Here is a 15,999-nt window from a genome sequence, read left to right as displayed (position 1 = left end):
CATCCAGTTCACGACTGGGTCGGCGTGAGGGGTTTTTATGGCGACGATCCTGTTTCAGGCGGCGGGTGCGGCACTTGGCGGTGTGTTTGGTCCTGTCGGGGCGATCCTTGGACGGGCGGCGGGGGCGTTGGCGGGGAGCGTCGTTGATCGGGCATTGCTTGGCGGCTCCTCGACCGTCTCGGGTGCTAGGCTTGCGACGGCGCGTATTCCGGGGGCGGACGAAGGGGCGCCGGTCAGCCGGGTTTATGGGACCGCGAGGATCGGGGGCACGCTGATCTGGGCGACGCGGTTCGAGGAGGAGGCGACGCGGGAGCGGAGCGGCGCCAAGGCGACGGGCGGGTCTCAGACGGAAACGTTTCAGTATTTCGCCAACTTCGCCGTCGGGCTCTGCGAGGGGCCGATCGCCTGCGTGCGGCGCGTCTGGGCCGATGGTCAGGAAATGGACCTGACGGCGGTCGAGATGCGGGTGCATGTGGGCGACGAGACACAGTTGCCGGATCCGCTGATCGAGGCAAAGCAGGGCGAAGGGAAGGCGCCGGCCTATCGTGGGCTTGCGTATGTCGTGTTCGACCGGTTGCCGCTCGAAGCGTTTGGCAACCGCATTCCGCTGCTGCAGTTCGAGGTGGTGCGGCCGGTCGGGACGCTGGAGCGGCAGATCCGGGCGGTGACGATCATTCCCGGCGCGACCGAGCATGGCTATCACACGGTTCAGGTGACCGAGAAGACGGCGGAAGGCAGCGCACGCATTCTCAACCGCAACACGATGGTGGCAACGACCGACTGGCAGGCATCGCTCGACGAACTGCAGGCGCTTTGCCCCAATATCGAGAGTGTGGCGCTGGTCGTTGCCTGGTTCGGGACGGATCTGCGCGCCGGGCAATGCCGCATTCTGCCGGGCGTCGAGGTCGAGACGCGGCGCGACGAAAGCACGCCATGGTCGGTTGCAGGCGTGGTCAGGAGCGCGGCGCATCGCGTCAGCTCGTCGGGAGGCGGCCCGGCCTATGGCGGCACGCCTGGGGACGCGAGCGTGCTGGCGGCGATCGCGGATCTCAAGGCGCGTGGGCTGAAGGTCTTTCTCTATCCGTTCGTGATGATGGACATCGCGCCGGGCAATGGTCTGGCCGATCCCTATGGTCAGGCGGAACAGGCAAGCTACCCGTGGCGCGGGCGGATCACCTGTCATCCGGCCGCGGGATTGGCTGGAAGTGCCGACAGGACGGCTCTTGCGAGGACGCAGGTCGAGGCTTTTGCCAGCGGGGCGGAAGGCTATCGGCGGATGGTGCTGCACTATGCGGGGCTCTCCAATACGGCCGGTGGCGTCGAGGGGCTGGTGATCGGATCGGAACTGCGGGGGCTGACGCAGATCCGGGATCAGAGCGGTGCGTTTCCGTTTGTCGAGGCGCTGGTGTCGCTGGCAGCGGATGTGCGGGCGCTTGTCGGACCGGCGACGGCGTTGACCTATGGCGCCGACTGGAGCGAATATTTCGGCTACCACTCGCAGGATGGTTCCGGCGATGTGTTGTTCCATCTCGATCCGCTCTGGGCGTCGCCTTATATCGATGCGGTCGGGATCGACAATTACATGCCGCTCGCCGACTGGCGCGACGAGGATCTGGCAGCGGCAAATCCGGATGGGTTCCGGTCCTGCGAGGACCGGGCGGCGATGGCGGCGCAGATTGCGGCGGGTGAGGGCTTCGACTGGTATTATGCAAGCGAGGCCGACCGGGCGAACCGACTGCGCTCGCCGATCAGCGACGGGCTGGCGGGCAAGCCCTGGGTGTTTCGCGCCAAGGATATCCAGGGCTGGTGGAGCAACCGTCACTATAACCGGGTGGGCGGCGTGGAGAGTGCGGAAGCGACGGCCTGGTTGCCCGCTATGAAGCCGACCTGGTTTACCGAACTGGGCTGCCCGGCTGTCGACAAGGGCGCCAACCAGCCGAATGTGTTTGTCGATCCGAAATCGGTGGAAAGCAGCCTGCCGTATTTCTCGTCCGGCGGGCGCTCCGACAGCCAGCAGCGACGGTTTCTTGAAGCGCATCATGGCTGGTGGCAGGGCGATGCGGCACCCGCCGGCATGGTCGATCCGGATCATGTGTTCGTCTGGACGTGGGATGCGCGGCCGTCTCCGGCGTTTCCCGACGACCTGACGATCTGGAGCGACGGCGAGAACTGGCGCACGGGGCATTGGCTGAACGGCAGGCTGGGCGGAACGACGCTTGCCGACGCGATCGCGGCCATCCTCACCGATCACGGTTTTGACGATTTCGACGTGTCCGGCGTGACCGGCGATCTGACCGGCTACGTGCAGGCCGATGTTACCTCGGCGCGCTCGCTGCTGGAGCCCTTGCTAAGCGTGTTCCAGATCGACGTCAGCGAGGATGCGGGACGTTTGCGATTCCGCTCGAGGCAGGGTGCGAGCCTTGCCGCGCGCGAGATCGGGATCGTGGCGGAGGTCGAAGGCGAACCCCTCTGGTCGGAAAGCCGGGGCCACGACAGCGACTTCCCGGCGCAAGCGGTGTTGGGCTTCTACAATCCGGTTCTGGACTACGAGCAGGCGAGCGCACGGTCGCGCCGCGCTACGGCCGAAAGCGAGCGTGTGGCAAGCTACGACCTGCCGGCGACGCTTGGCGAGGAGGCGGCGCTCGGGGCGGTGGAATCGGTGCTGCGAGCGCAGCGCGTGGCACGGCGCTCGATCTCCTTCACGCTGCCGCCGCAGGATCTGGCGCTCGAGCCCGGCGATGCGGTGCACCTGGCAGATGGTCCCGACGGTATCTTCGTCGTCCAGCGGGTCGAGGACGGGACGGTGCGGCGGATCGAGGCACAGAACCATGCGCCGCTTCCGCCTGGTCGCTATGACGCAGTGACGACGCGGCGTGAGAGCGGTCGTTCGGCGAGCGACGCCTTTGCGCCGGTCCTCCATTTTCTCGACCTGCCGCGGCTGACCTCGTCCGATGAGGCAGGGTTTGCGGCGGTGGCAGCCTATTGCAGGCCCTGGCGGCGGATCGCGGTTTCGTCTTCGGCAACGACCGATGGATATCGCCGGCGGGTGACGGTCGATCGCCCAGCAAGGCTCGGCTTGCTGGTTTCGGCGCTCGATCCCGGTGTAACGGGACGGTTCGACCGCTCAAAAGTGCTCGATCTCGACCTTTATTTCGGCGGTCTCTCGTCGGCGCAGACGCTGGCGGTGTTGAGCGGCGACAACCGGCTAGCCATCCGCGCGTCAAACGGCATCTGGGAGATCGTCGGGTTTGCCGAGGCGCAGGAGATCGCGGCGGGGCGATGGCGGCTGTCCGGATTGCTGCGGGGACTGGCGGGAACCGAGGATGCGATGGCGGCCGGGAGCGCTGTCGGTGCGGCCTGCGTGGTGCTGGACGATGCCGTGAAGCCGCTCGGGCTGACCGGTGACGAGCAGGGACGGAGGCTGAATTTCCTGGCCGAAAGCCTGGGCGCCGTCGGAGGCCGATCCGGACCGCATGTGTTTGCCGGTGGAGAAAGGGCGCAGACGCCGCTTTCGCCGGTGCATATCCGCGGTGTCCGGTTGGCCGATGGCGCTGCCCAGTTCCGCTGGATCCGGCGCGGGCGCGTCGATGCCGACGGCTGGGACGGGCGCGATATTCCGCGAGACGAGCCGGACGAAGGCTACCGCGTCGAGATCCTCGGGACCAGTGGCGTCGTGGTGCGGCGGGTGGAGGTCGAGGCTCCGCTGTTCCTTTATCCGGCGAGCGACGAGCTTGCCGATTTCGGCTCTCAGCAGCCGAGCCTCACCCTGAGCATCCGCCAGATCGGGCAAGCCGTGCCGCTCGGCATTGCGGCGCTTGCGACGATCGCGTTCTGACAGCCGAGTTTGAGTGCCAATTTTTGTGTGCCGATTTCTGACAATATCGTGATGGGAGACAGCTATGGACGGGACAAAAGCCTGGTATCAATCGAAGACGATCTGGGGCGCGCTGATTGCCGTTGCCGCCCCGCTTGCGCATGTGGCGGGAGTGGAGATTAACGCTGATGCGCAAGGGGAGCTTGCCGACATTCTGGTCACCTTTGCCGGTGCTTTCGGCGGGTTGCTGGCGCTCTACGGGCGGATCGTCGCGAGCGCGCCGATCCATCCGACGGGCAAGGGATGACGGCGCCACGAGGGTCAGCATTACAGACCATTCATTTGCCATTCAGTTGGTATTGGATACATACTCCATCGAATGCTTTGGACATGATTTCGGGGACGTGATTCAAGACCGTGATCCCGGGGCGTGACACCTGTCGTCTTATGAGTGGAAACCGAAAGCCATGGCGCGACTGCCGATCATTGCGATCATCGCCGCGACAATAGCGGGATTGGCGGCCTTTGTGCCGGCAAACGCGCCGGCGCGCGACTATCTGATCCTGGTTGCAGGCGACTGCGGCACGGCGGCAAACAAGGTATTGCGCGACACGGGAGGTCAGCTTTTGTCCGCCCAGCCATCCTCGGACGGACAGACCTGCATCGTCACCGTCCTGGTGCAGGGCAATGGCGAACGTCCGCGCAAGGTGACGGTCCGGGTTCCCATGTAGGCCGGTTGCCTGTAAACCGGCTTGTAAGCTTCATACCGCGGCGGGGCCCGCAGTGATTTTCAGGACAGTTTCATGCGTATTCTCGTGGTCGAAGACGACGTCAACCTCAACCGCCAGCTTTCCGACGCGTTGAAGGAATCCGGCTATGTGGTCGATCAGGCCTTCGACGGCGAAGAAGGGCACTATCTCGGCGAGACCGAGCCCTACGACGCCGTGATCCTCGACATCGGACTGCCGCAGATGGACGGCATCACCGTTGTCGAGAAGTGGCGTGAGGCGGGCAAGGGCATGCCGGTGCTGATGCTGACGGCGCGTGACCGGTGGAGCGACAAGGTGTCGGGTATCGATGCCGGCGCCGACGATTATGTGGCAAAACCCTTCCACGTGGAAGAAGTGCTTGCGCGCGTGCGTGCGCTTATCCGGCGTGCTGCGGGGCATTCGTCGTCCGAGATCATCTGCGGTCCGGTTCGTCTCGATACCAAGGCATCGAAGGCAAGCGTCGATGGGATACAGTTGAAGCTGACCTCGCACGAGTTCCGGCTTCTCTCCTACCTGATGCATCACATGGGCCAGGTCGTGTCGCGCACCGAGCTTGTGGAGCACATGTACGACCAGGATTTCGACCGCGATTCCAACACGATCGAAGTGTTTGTCGGGCGCCTGCGCAAGAAGATCGGTGTCGACCTGATCGAAACCGTGCGGGGCCTCGGCTACCGCATGCAAGCGCCCAACGATGCGCATTAAGCGGATAGGGCCTCGCTCGCTCACCGCTCGCGTTCTGCTTCTGGCAACCACGTGGTCGGCGGTGGCGCTGGTGGTGATCTCGATCGTCATTTCGCAGCTCTACCGCCAGTCCGCCGAACGCTCGTTTACCGACCTTTTGCGGGCGCAGCTCTATAACGTCATCAATTCCGTGACGATCGGCGAGGACAACAAGCTGATCGGCAACCCCCAACTGGGCGACCTGCGTTTCTCGCAGCCGGAGACCGGATGGTACTGGATCATCGAGCCGCTCGGCACGTTTGCCGCGACGGCGATCTCGTCCTCGTCGCTCGGGACCTCCAACATCACGGTGCCGTCGATCCTGCAGGCGCCGTTCAACAATCGCTACGAACGCTTCTATCCGACCCGCGACGCCTTCGGGAACCATGTTCTGGTGGCGGAAACCGAGGTGGTTCTGGACGGCGAGGGACGCGCGGCGCGGTTTCGCGTCTCGGGCAATCTCGATGCCGTGGAAGACGATATCCGCAGCTTTTCGCGCAGCCTCTATATCGCGCTCGGCGTGTTCGGGATCGGCAGCCTGATCGTCAACGGCCTCGCCATCCTCTACGGATTGCAGCCGCTTGATGCGGCGCGCCGCTCGCTGGAGCGTGTGAGGCGCAGCGAGGCGGAGCATCTGGAGGGAGAATTCCCGCGTGAAATCATGCCCTTGGCAAACGACATCAATGCTTTGATCGAAAGCAACCGCCGCATCGTCGAGCGGGCCCGCATGCAGGTCGGCAATCTCGCGCATTCGCTGAAGACGCCGATCGCGGTTCTGCTGAACGAGTCGCGCATGCTCGACAAGGTCCAGTCCGATCTCGTCCGCTCGCAGGCCGAGACGATGCAGGCGCAGGTGCAATCCTATCTGAACCGGGCCCGGATCGCGGCACAGCGCAACTCGCTTCTGGCGCGCACGGATATCGAGCCGGTGCTGGAGCGGCTGGTGCGGGTGATGCGCCGCCTCAACCCCGACAAGGAATTCCACCTTTCCGTCTATCCGCCGGGCGCAGCGCTTGCGCTGGAGCAGCAGGATGTCGAGGAGACGATCGGAAACCTGTTGGAAAACTCCGCACGGTTCTGTCGTACCGGCGTCTGGGTGACGGCAGCGCTTGCAACAGCGCCACCGGAAAAGGCAGAGGGAGAGGCGGCCAAGCGTCCCTGGATCGAGATGGCCGTCGAAGACGACGGGCCGGGTCTCAATCCCGACCAGATCACCGAAGCGGTCAAGCGCGGCAGGCGGCTGGACGAGAGCAAGCCGGGCGCCGGGCTGGGACTGTCGATTGTAAGCGAGATCGTCAGCGAATATCAGGGCGAGCTGGAGATGACGCGCGGGGTGCGCGGTGGCCTTCGGACCCAGTTGCTGCTGCCGGGCATGATCAAGGAAGTCGCCGGCTGAGTACAAGGCCGGTTGAGGGAAGAAAACTGTGGCCGATGGGCAACGACGCCGCACTTGCTTCCGACGGTTCTGGACGGACGGATCGCCTGCTATATCTTGTCTACAGCCAATGCAACATCATGCCGTGACGACACGGCGACAACAAGAACTGCGCACAAATAGGAGAGGCGACAATCGCAGCATTTCAGTTCCGACCCAATAGCGTCATAATGGCGCCAAGCCGGAAACCGAATGATGCCGGTTCCGATCCTGAAAACGAAACGAGCGCGGTTCCCGACACGATGCGGTTGTCACATCTCCTCACTGCAGCAACATTCATGACGATTGCCGGCCTGCTGGCAGGGTGCAACACCAGTTCCACCGCGGCGGGTGCACCGAAAGGCTTGCTGTCGCAACGGCCGTCAAGTTCGGCTGCCTATATCACGGCGCTGCAGGGCGGGATCGTCGGGCGGACCGGCGCCGAGCTCTCCAGCAGCGATCGGACGCGGGCGCTTGAGGCGGAATACCGCGCGCTTGAAGGCAGTGCCGTCGGCCAGACGATCAAGTGGAAGGGTGACGATGCGAGCGGCGAAGTGATCGCCAACGCGCCGTTCCAGGTCGGCTCGCAGAACTGCCGCCAGTATCGCCACACCGTCACGGCCGCCGGCAAGGAACTGATGTCGCGGGGGGCAGCCTGCCGCAACGCCAGCGGCACATGGACGCCGTTGACCTGACAATCCCGATAAGACGCGGAAAATAAAAAAACGTTGCCGATGCTGTCGGGGGCGGTCTCGATCTTTGCTGCTAAGGGAACGCTTGCCGGCTGCGCCAATACCCGTCAAATTCGCGTCAACGCGCGCTAGACCACTGGCCGGCCATTGGAAAGCGTCACCGATTGCGGTAATGGGCGATGATGTATTTGTGGATCGTTCTCGCGCTGCTGACGGCTGCCGTCGCAGTGGCCCTTCTCCTGCCGTTTGCGCGCAGCGCTTCGGCGGCTGCTTCCGGCGTATCGAATGCTCGTCGGAGCAATTCCACGAGGGCCGGAGAGGTCGAAGTCTATCGCGACCAGCTGCGGGAAATCGACCGCGACCGCGAAGGCGGGTTGATCAGCACTGAGGAGGCGGAGAACGCCCGCGCCGAGGTTGGACGCCGGCTGATTGCCGCTGCGGCCGAAAACGATCAGGACAATACCGGCGGGGCCGGTGCGGGCAAGCACCGGATCGCCACGGCACTTGTCACCGTCGTGCCGCCGGCATTGGGGCTCTGTCTTTACTTGAGCCTCGGAAATCCCGGCATCCCGGACCAGCCGTTACAGGCGCGTCTTGAAAACCCCGGCAACAATATCGCGCTGCTCGTCACCAAGGTGGAGCGGCACCTGGCCGAAAATCCGACCGATGGTGCGGGCTGGGATATTCTGGCGCCGATCTATCTGCGGTTGGACCGGGCTGGTGACGCCGAACTTGCCTATCGCAATGCGATCCGGTTCATCGGTCCGAGCAATGCCCGCTATTCCGGGCTCGGCGAAACGCTTGTTGTCGCCAATGACGGGATCGTCACGGAAGCGGCGCGCCAGGCATTCGAGCAGGCGGTGAAGCTCGATCCGACCGACCCGCGCTCGCGCTTTTATGCAGCGCTCGGGCTTGAGCAGGGCGGCAGGAAGGATGAGGCACGGGCAGCGTTCGAGGAGCTTGCAAGCGCAACGCCTGCCGATGCGCCCTGGAAGGGTCTGCTCGACGAACATATCGTCAAGAACGGCGGGACGCCTTTGGCGGCAAAGCCTGCGGCCCCTTCGCTCGGAGGACCGACACAGGAAGATGTTGCGGCAGCGCAGGACTTGTCGCAGGGTGATCGCAAGGCGATGATTGCCGGCATGGTCGACAGTCTCGCCGCAAAGCTCAAGGACGAGCCCGACAATATCGAGGGCTGGCTGCGGCTGGTGCGCTCCTATGCGGTGCTGGGCGACGAGGCGAAGGCCCGCGACGCACTTTCGACCGGACTGGCGCAGTTTCCGCCTGACGGCAATGATGGCAAGCGTCTGCTGGCGCTTGGCAAGGATATCGGGCTCGATGCGGATGCATCGCCGGCGCCGGGAGGAGCAAGACCATGACACGCAAGCAGAAACGCATGGCGGTGATTCTGGGCGGCATGAGCTTCGTCACGATCGCGGTGCTGCTGGTCATGTTCGCCTTCTCGCAGTCGGTCGCGTATTTCTTCATGCCGGGCGATCTGGCCAAGACCGATATCCAGCCGGGAACGCGCATCCGGCTCGGCGGGCTGGTGGAAGAGGGATCGGTCAAGCGCGGCCAGGGATCGACGGTGAGCTTTACCGTGACTGATGGTAATGGCAAGGTCGATGTCAGCTATACCGGCATTCTGCCCGACCTGTTTCGCGAGGGGCAGGGCGTGGTGACCGAAGGCGTGTTCGACGGCGGCACCCGGTTTACCGCCGACAGCGTGCTGGCCAAGCATGACGAGAACTACATGCCGAAGGAAGTGGCCGACCGTCTGAAGAAGGACGGTGTCTGGGAAGACGGGACCGGCAAGGGCATGGCGCCGAAAAAGGATGCGGCTCAGCCTGAAGCCAAAATCGACGGCAAGCCGCAGGTGATGCTGCAGATGCCGGGAACGTCCGGCGAGGGAGTGACCAGACAATGATCGTCGAGATCGGCCATTACGCGCTGGTTCTGGCGCTTGCCACCGCGCTGATCGTGTCCACCCTGCCGATGATCGGTGCCAGGCGTCGCGACCCCGCGATGATGGCGCTGGCAACGACCGGGTCGCTGACGCTGTTCGCTCTGGTGGTCATCTCGTTTGCGGCACTGACCTGGGCCTACATGGTGTCGGATTTTTCGGTCAAGAACGTCTGGGAAAACTCCCATTCGATGATGCCGATGCTCTACAAATTCTCCGGCGTCTGGGGCAATCACGAAGGATCGATGCTGCTCTGGCTGCTGATCCTCGCCTTGTTTTCGGCGCTGGTGGCAGGGTTCGGCGGCAATCTGCCGGATACGCTGAAGGCCAATGTTCTGGCCGTGCAGGCCTGGATCTCTTCGGCCTTCCTATTGTTCATCCTGCTCTCGTCCAACCCGTTTCTGAGGCTCGACCCCGCACCTGCGGAAGGGCAGGACCTCAACCCGGTTTTGCAGGATCTCGGCCTCGCCATCCATCCGCCGCTGCTTTACCTCGGCTATGTCGGCTTTTCCGTCTGCTTTTCGTTTGCCGTCGCGGCGCTGATCGAGGGGCGTATCGATGCCGCCTGGGCGCGCTGGGTGCGGCCGTGGACGCTGGCGGCCTGGACATTCCTCACCGCCGGCATCGCGATGGGCTCCTACTGGGCTTATTACGAACTCGGCTGGGGCGGCTGGTGGTTCTGGGATCCGGTCGAGAACGCTTCCTTCATGCCGTGGCTTGCGGGCACCGCAATGCTGCATTCGGCACTGGTGATGGAAAAGCGCGAGGCGCTGAAGATCTGGACCGTGCTTCTGGCGATCATGACCTTCTCGCTGTCGCTGCTTGGAACCTTCCTGGTGCGGTCTGGCGTGCTGACCTCGGTGCATTCGTTTGCGTCCGACCCGGCGCGCGGCATCTTCATTCTGTGTATCCTCGCCGTCTTCATCGGCGGCGCGTTTTCGCTGTTTGCCTGGCGGGCGCCGAGCCTGAAGGCGGGCGGACTGTTTGCGCCGATCTCGCGCGAGGGCGCGCTGGTGCTGAACAACCTGATCCTGACCGTTGCAACTGCCACTGTTCTGACCGGCACGCTCTATCCGCTGGTGCTGGAAACGCTGACCGGCGAAAAGATCTCCGTAGGCGCGCCGTTCTTCAACATGACCTTCGGCTTGCTGATGCTGCCACTTCTGATCGCAGTGCCGTTCGGCCCTGTTCTCGCGTGGAAGCGCGGCGATCTCTTGGGAGCTTTGCAGCGCCTCTACGTGTTTGCCGGACTGTCGCTCGCGGCCGGTCTCGCATTCGCGTATTTCCAGGGCGGAGGGCCGGTCCTGTCGATCTTCGGGCTGGCGCTCGGTTTCTGGGGCATGTTCGGCGCGATCGCCGATCTCTGGTATCGCGGCAATTTCGGCAAGCTCGGCTTCGCGACAGGGCTTCGACGCGTGAGGGGCCTGCCGCGTTCGGCGTTCGGAACGGCACTCGCGCATTTCGGGATGGGCGTCACCGTGCTCGGGATTTTTGCGGCGACGACATTCGGCACCGAAACGGTGGTTGAGATGAAGCAGGGGCAGACGGTGGAGGCCGGTGGCTATTCGCTCACCTTCGACGGGTTCCGCGATGCTGTCGGCCCGAACTTCACCGAAAGCCGCGGGCATTTCACGGCCCGCAAGGGCGGCGCTGCTGTCGCCGACGTCTGGTCCTCGAAACGGCTCTACACGGCGCGGCGCATGCCGACGACTGAGGCCGGTATTCTCACCTTCGGTCTCAGCCAGCTCTATGTGTCGCTCGGCGACACAATGGATAGCGGCGGGATTGTCGTGCGGATCTGGTGGAAGCCGTTCATCCTGTGCATCTGGGGCGGATGTCTGATCATGATGATGGGCGGGTTCGTGTCGCTGTCCGATCGCAGGCTGAGGGTCGGCGCGCCGGCCAAGCGGCCGAAGGTGGTGACGCCGAAGGGTGGGCTGGAGCCGGCGGAATGAAACATTCGCGGCTTCCCTCATTCCTGTGCTTGTCACCGCAATCCAGCGCGCCCGGGTCTCTGGGCGCAAAAGACGCAATTGAAACAGCGGGTTCTTTCACAGCGCGGACGCGCCGTGCCTGGATTCCTGTGACGAGCACAGGAATGAGGGGAGGATGGGGTTTGCGCAGATCATGCCAGGCTCTGCTTGCGCTCTTCCTGCTACTCGCACCGCTTCCCGCCTTCGCCGTCAATCCGGACGAGATCCTCAAGGATCCGGCGCTGGAACAGCGGGCGCGGCAGATTTCGACGCAGTTGCGCTGCATGGTCTGCCAGAACCAGTCGATCGACGACAGCAATGCGGAGCTGGCCCGTGATCTTCGCGTTCTGGTGCGCGAGCGGCTGACGGATGGGGATACGGACGGGCAGGTGATCGACTATGTCGTCTCCCGCTACGGCGAGTTCGTGCTGCTCAATCCGCGTGTGAGCGCAAGGACAATCATTCTCTGGGCGCTGCCGATCGGGGCGCTGGTGATCGGCATCGTCGCGCTGTTCGTCTTTATCCGCACCCGGCCAAACACACGCTCCATCGCGGCTCTGACAGATGCCGAAAAGAAGCGGATCGACGAGCTGTTGAAGCGGTAAGGCCTGCCGTTTCTCAAGGCTGCAAGAATCTCGAACATTACCAACAATTCATGCCGCCGACACGTGCAGTTAAGGTGCAGGCTCCTATATCTCTTCTCAACCACCGCCGCCGGACCTCCGGCAACACCAAGACTGACGAGAAGAAGAAGGTAGCTCAGATGCGCACCATTAAACGTCCCTCCCTGAAGACGGTTCTCAAGACTTCCACCGTAGCCGGCCTTGCGGCCGTCATGCTGTCGACCGGCATTCCGGCCCAGGTGACCGCATCCTTCGCGGCCCCCGTCAGCGTGACCGCGCCCCAGGCGCCGAGCTTTGCCGACGTGGTCTCCGCCGTATCGCCCGCCGTCGTGTCCGTTCGCGTTCAGTCGGACGAGCCGCAGGAGACCGCCGATGAAGGTGGCAACAACTTCAACTTCAACTTCGGCGGTCGCGGTTTCGACCAGCTGCCCGATGACCATCCCTTGAAGCGCTTCTTCAAGGAATTCGGCGGCCAGGGCGGCCCAGGCGCTCCCGGTGGTCCGAATGGCGGACCCGGTGCCGGTCCGCGTGACCGTGCCGATCGTGGTGGCCCGGGCGCAAACCGTCCGCATCACCTGCGTCCGACCGCACAGGGCTCCGGCTTCTTCATCTCCGAAGACGGCTATGTCGTCACCAACAACCACGTTGTCTCCGACGGTCAGGCCTACACGGTCGTCCTCAACGACGGCACCGAGCTTGAAGCCAAGCTGGTCGGCCGCGACAGCCGCACCGATCTGGCGCTTCTGAAGGTCGATGCCACCAGCCGCAAGTTCACCTACGTGTCCTTTGCCGACGACACCAAGACCCGCGTCGGCGACTGGGTCGTGGCTGTCGGCAACCCGTTCGGCCTTGGCGGCACCGTGACTGCCGGCATCGTTTCGGCCCGTGGCCGCGACATCGGCTCCGGTCCTTACGACGACTACATCCAGGTGGATGCGGCCGTGAACCGCGGCAATTCCGGCGGCCCGACCTTCGACCTTTCCGGCCAGGTTGTCGGCATCAACACGGCGATCTTCTCGCCGTCGGGCGGCAATGTCGGCATTGCCTTCGCGATCCCGGCCTCGACCGCGAAGGACGTGATCAACGACCTGATGAAGGACGGCAAGGTGGCGCGCGGTTGGCTCGGCGTGCAGATCCAGCCGGTGACGCAGGATATCGCCGACTCGCTCGGCCTCAAGGAAGCAGCCGGCGCGCTTGTCGTTGCTCCGCAGGAGGGATCGCCAGGCCAGAAGGCCGGCATCAAGGAAGGTGACATCATCACCGCAGTCAACGGCCAGGCTATCAAGGATGCCCGCGAACTGTCGCGCCGCATCGCAGGCTTCGGCCCTGATGCCAAGGTGAAGATCGATCTGTGGCGTGAAGGCAAGTCGCAGAACGTCACCGTGACGCTCGGCAACATGGCAAGCGACGAGGCGGCTTCGGCCGAACCGAAGCAGCCGGATGCGCCGGTTCCCTCGACCAGCAAGGCGCTCGCCTCGCTCGGCATCACCGTTGCTCCCGCCGAAGACGGTTCCGGCCTTGCCGTGACCGAAGTCGATCCGGACAGCGAAGCAGCGGCCCGTGGTCTGAAGAACGGCGAGAAGATCTTGTCGGTCAACAACCGCAAGGTCGCTACCGCCGATGACATCGGCAAGGTGATTGAACAGGCCCGCAAGGACGGCCGCACCCGTGCGCTGTTCCAGGTCGAGGCCGACGGTACCAGCCGCTTCGTGGCGCTGCCGATCGACGAAGGCTGATTAAAGCCTCCGGTTCCCAATAGGTTGGTCCTCCCAGACGACCTCATGAAGGGCGCCACCGGCAACGGTCGGCGCCCTTCACCGTTCATGGAGTTTCAAGATGCAGACGATCATCCCACAATCCGGCAGTTCCGATGATTCCGCTGGTGCAAAAATCGCAAGCGACGCTATTGTCCCGCACATGAAGATTCTGGTGATTGAAGACGATCTCGAGGCTGCGGCCTACATGACGAAGGCCTTTCGCGAGGCAGGGATTGTTGCCGACCATGCAAGCGATGGCGAAAGCGGCCTGTTCATGGGCACCGAGAATTCCTACGACGTGATGGTGATCGACCGCATGCTGCCGCGGCGCGACGGTCTGTCGGTGATTTCGGAACTGCGCAAGCGCGGCGTCAATGCGCCGGTGCTGATCCTCTCGGCGCTTGGCCAGGTGGACGACCGGGTGACCGGGTTGCGCGCCGGCGGCGACGACTATCTGCCAAAACCCTATGCATTCTCCGAGCTTCTGGCGCGTGTCGAAGTTCTCGGCCGGCGCAAGGGCACGCCGGAACAGGACATGGCCTACCGGGTCGGCGATCTGGAACTCGACCGGCTGTCGCACGAGGTGAAGCGCGCCGGCAAGGAGATCCTGTTGCAGCCGCGCGAATTCCGTCTTCTCGAATACCTGATGAAGAATGCCGGACAGGTGGTGACCCGCACGATGCTTCTCGAAAACGTCTGGGACTACCACTTCGACCCGCAGACCAATGTGATCGACGTGCATGTGTCGCGGCTGCGCTCGAAGATCGAGAAGGATTTCGACAAGCCGCTGCTGAAGACCATTCGTGGCGCCGGCTACATGATCAAGGACGAGGGGTAAGCCTTCGTGTTTGCCCGTATCGTCAACCGCGCAAGGCTGATGTTCCGCTCCACGGCGGTGAGGCTTTCGGCACTCTACATCCTGCTGTTTGCGCTCTGCGCCGCATTCCTGGTGTTCTATGTCACCGCGCTTTCCGAAAAGACGCTGGTGCAGCAGACGCGCCAGACGATCCAGGAGGAAATCCAGGACATTCAGCGCGCCTATGATCGCGGCGGGATCAACCTTCTGCTGCGCATCATGGAGCGTCGCGCCCGCCAGCCGGGTGCCAATCTCTATGTGATTGCGGGCCCGAGCGGCGATATTCTGGCCGGCAATGTCGCGTCGGTGCAGCCGGGCGTTCTCGACAAGGAAGGCTGGACGGACATGCCGTTCGGCTACACCCCATACTCCGAGAACCAGGGCGCGCGGCGGCATCTTGCGATCGCCAACGTGCTGCGCTTCGACAATGGTCTGCGGATCATGATCGGCCGCGATCTCGGAGATCCCAGCCGTTTCCGCTATATCGTGCGCCAGGCGCTGATGGTGGCGCTGGCGATCATGGGGCTCGGTGCTCTCGTGATCTGGTTCGGCATCGGCCGCAATGCGCTGAAACGGATCGACCGGATGTCGGCCGCAAGCCAGAAGATCATGGCGGGCGACCTGTCGCAGCGGCTGCCGGTTGGCCGCTCCGGCGACGAGTTCGACAGGCTGTCGGAATCGCTCAACGCCATGCTCGGCCGCATCGAGAAACTCAACGAGGGACTGCGGCAGGTTTCCGATAACATCGCCCACGATCTGAAGACGCCGCTGACACGGCTGCGCAACAAGGCGGCCGATGCGCTTTCCGAAGACCGCGAGGATGTGCGTCGTCACGCGCTGGAAGGGATCATCGGCGAAAGCGACCAGCTGATCCGGACCTTCAACGCGCTGTTGATGATCTCGCGGGTCGAGGCGGGCTCGATGGCAGCGGAAATGTCTGAGGTCGATCTTTCTGCCGCCTCTGCCGACTGTGCCGAGCTTTACGAACCGGTGGCCGACGAGGTGGGACTGGCGCTGGTCACGGAGATCGAGCCCGGCCTTTCCGTAAACGGCAACCGCGAACTGATCGGCCAGGCGATCTTCAACCTGCTGGACAACGCGATCAAATATGCCGCTGAAGCCGGCGGTGTTCCCGAGATCAAGGTGAAACTGTCCTCGGTGGGCGGGCTGATCCGGCTGTCCGTGTGCGACAACGGTCCAGGCGTGCCAGCGGACAAACGCGAAGAGGTGACGAAGCGGTTCTTCCGGCTGGATGCAAGCCGTTCCAAGCCCGGAACCGGTCTCGGCCTGTCTCTGGTCGAGGCAGTGATGGGGCTGCATGGCGGAAGGCTGGAGCTCTCCGCGACCGACGAGGCGAGCACTGAGGCTCCCGGCTTGACGGTGACCATGGTGTTTCCGGTGGTGAAGGGCTAGG

13 protein-coding genes are annotated in these 15,999 nt (G+C 63.8%); all 13 read left to right on the top strand.

The window, feature by feature from the left end; translation table 11 throughout:
- The first annotated feature begins 37 nt into the window (after positions 1 to 37).
- Complete coding sequence (locus ACQY1L_RS10105) at positions 38 to 3,835, top strand: baseplate multidomain protein megatron (RefSeq protein WP_430240796.1); 3,798 nt, start codon at positions 38 to 40, stop codon at positions 3,833 to 3,835.
- Between the two features lie 64 nt (positions 3,836 to 3,899).
- The gene (locus ACQY1L_RS10100) at positions 3,900 to 4,121 is read left to right on the top strand and encodes a hypothetical protein (protein WP_062453440.1); all 222 of its coding nucleotides are present in this window, start codon (positions 3,900 to 3,902) and stop codon (positions 4,119 to 4,121) included.
- A gap of 160 nt (positions 4,122 to 4,281) precedes the next feature.
- On the top strand, positions 4,282 to 4,545 hold the full coding sequence (locus ACQY1L_RS10095) for a hypothetical protein (protein ID WP_062579714.1): 264 nt from the start codon (positions 4,282 to 4,284) through the stop codon (positions 4,543 to 4,545).
- A gap of 72 nt (positions 4,546 to 4,617) precedes the next feature.
- On the top strand, positions 4,618 to 5,289 hold the full coding sequence (locus ACQY1L_RS10090) for a response regulator transcription factor (protein ID WP_062453438.1): 672 nt from the start codon (positions 4,618 to 4,620) through the stop codon (positions 5,287 to 5,289).
- Positions 5,279 to 6,703: a sensor histidine kinase gene (locus tag ACQY1L_RS10085; protein WP_062453437.1), complete on the top strand. Its 1,425-nt coding sequence runs from the start codon at positions 5,279 to 5,281 to the stop codon at positions 6,701 to 6,703. Before ACQY1L_RS10090 ends, ACQY1L_RS10085 begins: the two co-directional genes overlap by 11 nt.
- Before the next feature lie 317 nt (positions 6,704 to 7,020).
- Positions 7,021 to 7,416: a hypothetical protein gene (locus tag ACQY1L_RS10080; protein ID WP_425503213.1), complete on the top strand. Its 396-nt coding sequence runs from the start codon at positions 7,021 to 7,023 to the stop codon at positions 7,414 to 7,416.
- A gap of 179 nt (positions 7,417 to 7,595) precedes the next feature.
- The gene (gene ccmI / locus ACQY1L_RS10075; RefSeq protein WP_430243889.1) at positions 7,596 to 8,792 is read left to right on the top strand and encodes a c-type cytochrome biogenesis protein CcmI; all 1,197 of its coding nucleotides are present in this window, start codon (positions 7,596 to 7,598) and stop codon (positions 8,790 to 8,792) included.
- Positions 8,789 to 9,340 carry a cytochrome c maturation protein CcmE gene (gene ccmE, locus ACQY1L_RS10070; protein WP_062453435.1) on the top strand — a complete coding sequence of 184 codons (552 nt, stop codon included), beginning with the start codon at positions 8,789 to 8,791 and terminating at the stop codon, positions 9,338 to 9,340. Before ccmI ends, ccmE begins: the two co-directional genes overlap by 4 nt.
- Complete coding sequence (locus ACQY1L_RS10065; protein WP_430240795.1) at positions 9,337 to 11,331, top strand: heme lyase CcmF/NrfE family subunit; 1,995 nt, start codon at positions 9,337 to 9,339, stop codon at positions 11,329 to 11,331. Before ccmE ends, ACQY1L_RS10065 begins: the two co-directional genes overlap by 4 nt.
- Positions 11,332 to 11,474: 143 nt before the next feature.
- Entirely contained in the window at positions 11,475 to 11,954 is a 480-nt protein-coding gene (locus tag ACQY1L_RS10060; protein WP_062453433.1) for a cytochrome c-type biogenesis protein, read from the top strand.
- Between the two features lie 158 nt (positions 11,955 to 12,112).
- The gene (locus ACQY1L_RS10055; RefSeq protein ID WP_430240794.1) at positions 12,113 to 13,708 is read left to right on the top strand and encodes a Do family serine endopeptidase; all 1,596 of its coding nucleotides are present in this window, start codon (positions 12,113 to 12,115) and stop codon (positions 13,706 to 13,708) included.
- A gap of 100 nt (positions 13,709 to 13,808) precedes the next feature.
- Positions 13,809 to 14,567 carry a response regulator transcription factor gene (locus ACQY1L_RS10050; protein WP_274598264.1) on the top strand — a complete coding sequence of 253 codons (759 nt, stop codon included), beginning with the start codon at positions 13,809 to 13,811 and terminating at the stop codon, positions 14,565 to 14,567.
- Between the two features lie 39 nt (positions 14,568 to 14,606).
- A complete protein-coding gene (locus ACQY1L_RS10045) occupies positions 14,607 to 15,998 on the top strand; it encodes an ATP-binding protein (RefSeq protein ID WP_113111280.1) in 1,392 nt (463 codons plus the stop codon).
- Position 15,999 lies beyond the last annotated feature (1 nt).

The sequence above is a fragment of the Neorhizobium sp. DAR64862/K0K3 genome, assembly GCF_050500185.1.
Lineage (GTDB): Bacteria > Pseudomonadota > Alphaproteobacteria > Rhizobiales > Rhizobiaceae > Neorhizobium > Neorhizobium soli.
Note: the sequence above shows the minus strand (reverse complement) of the source record. Positions and strands in the feature narration are given on the sequence as shown.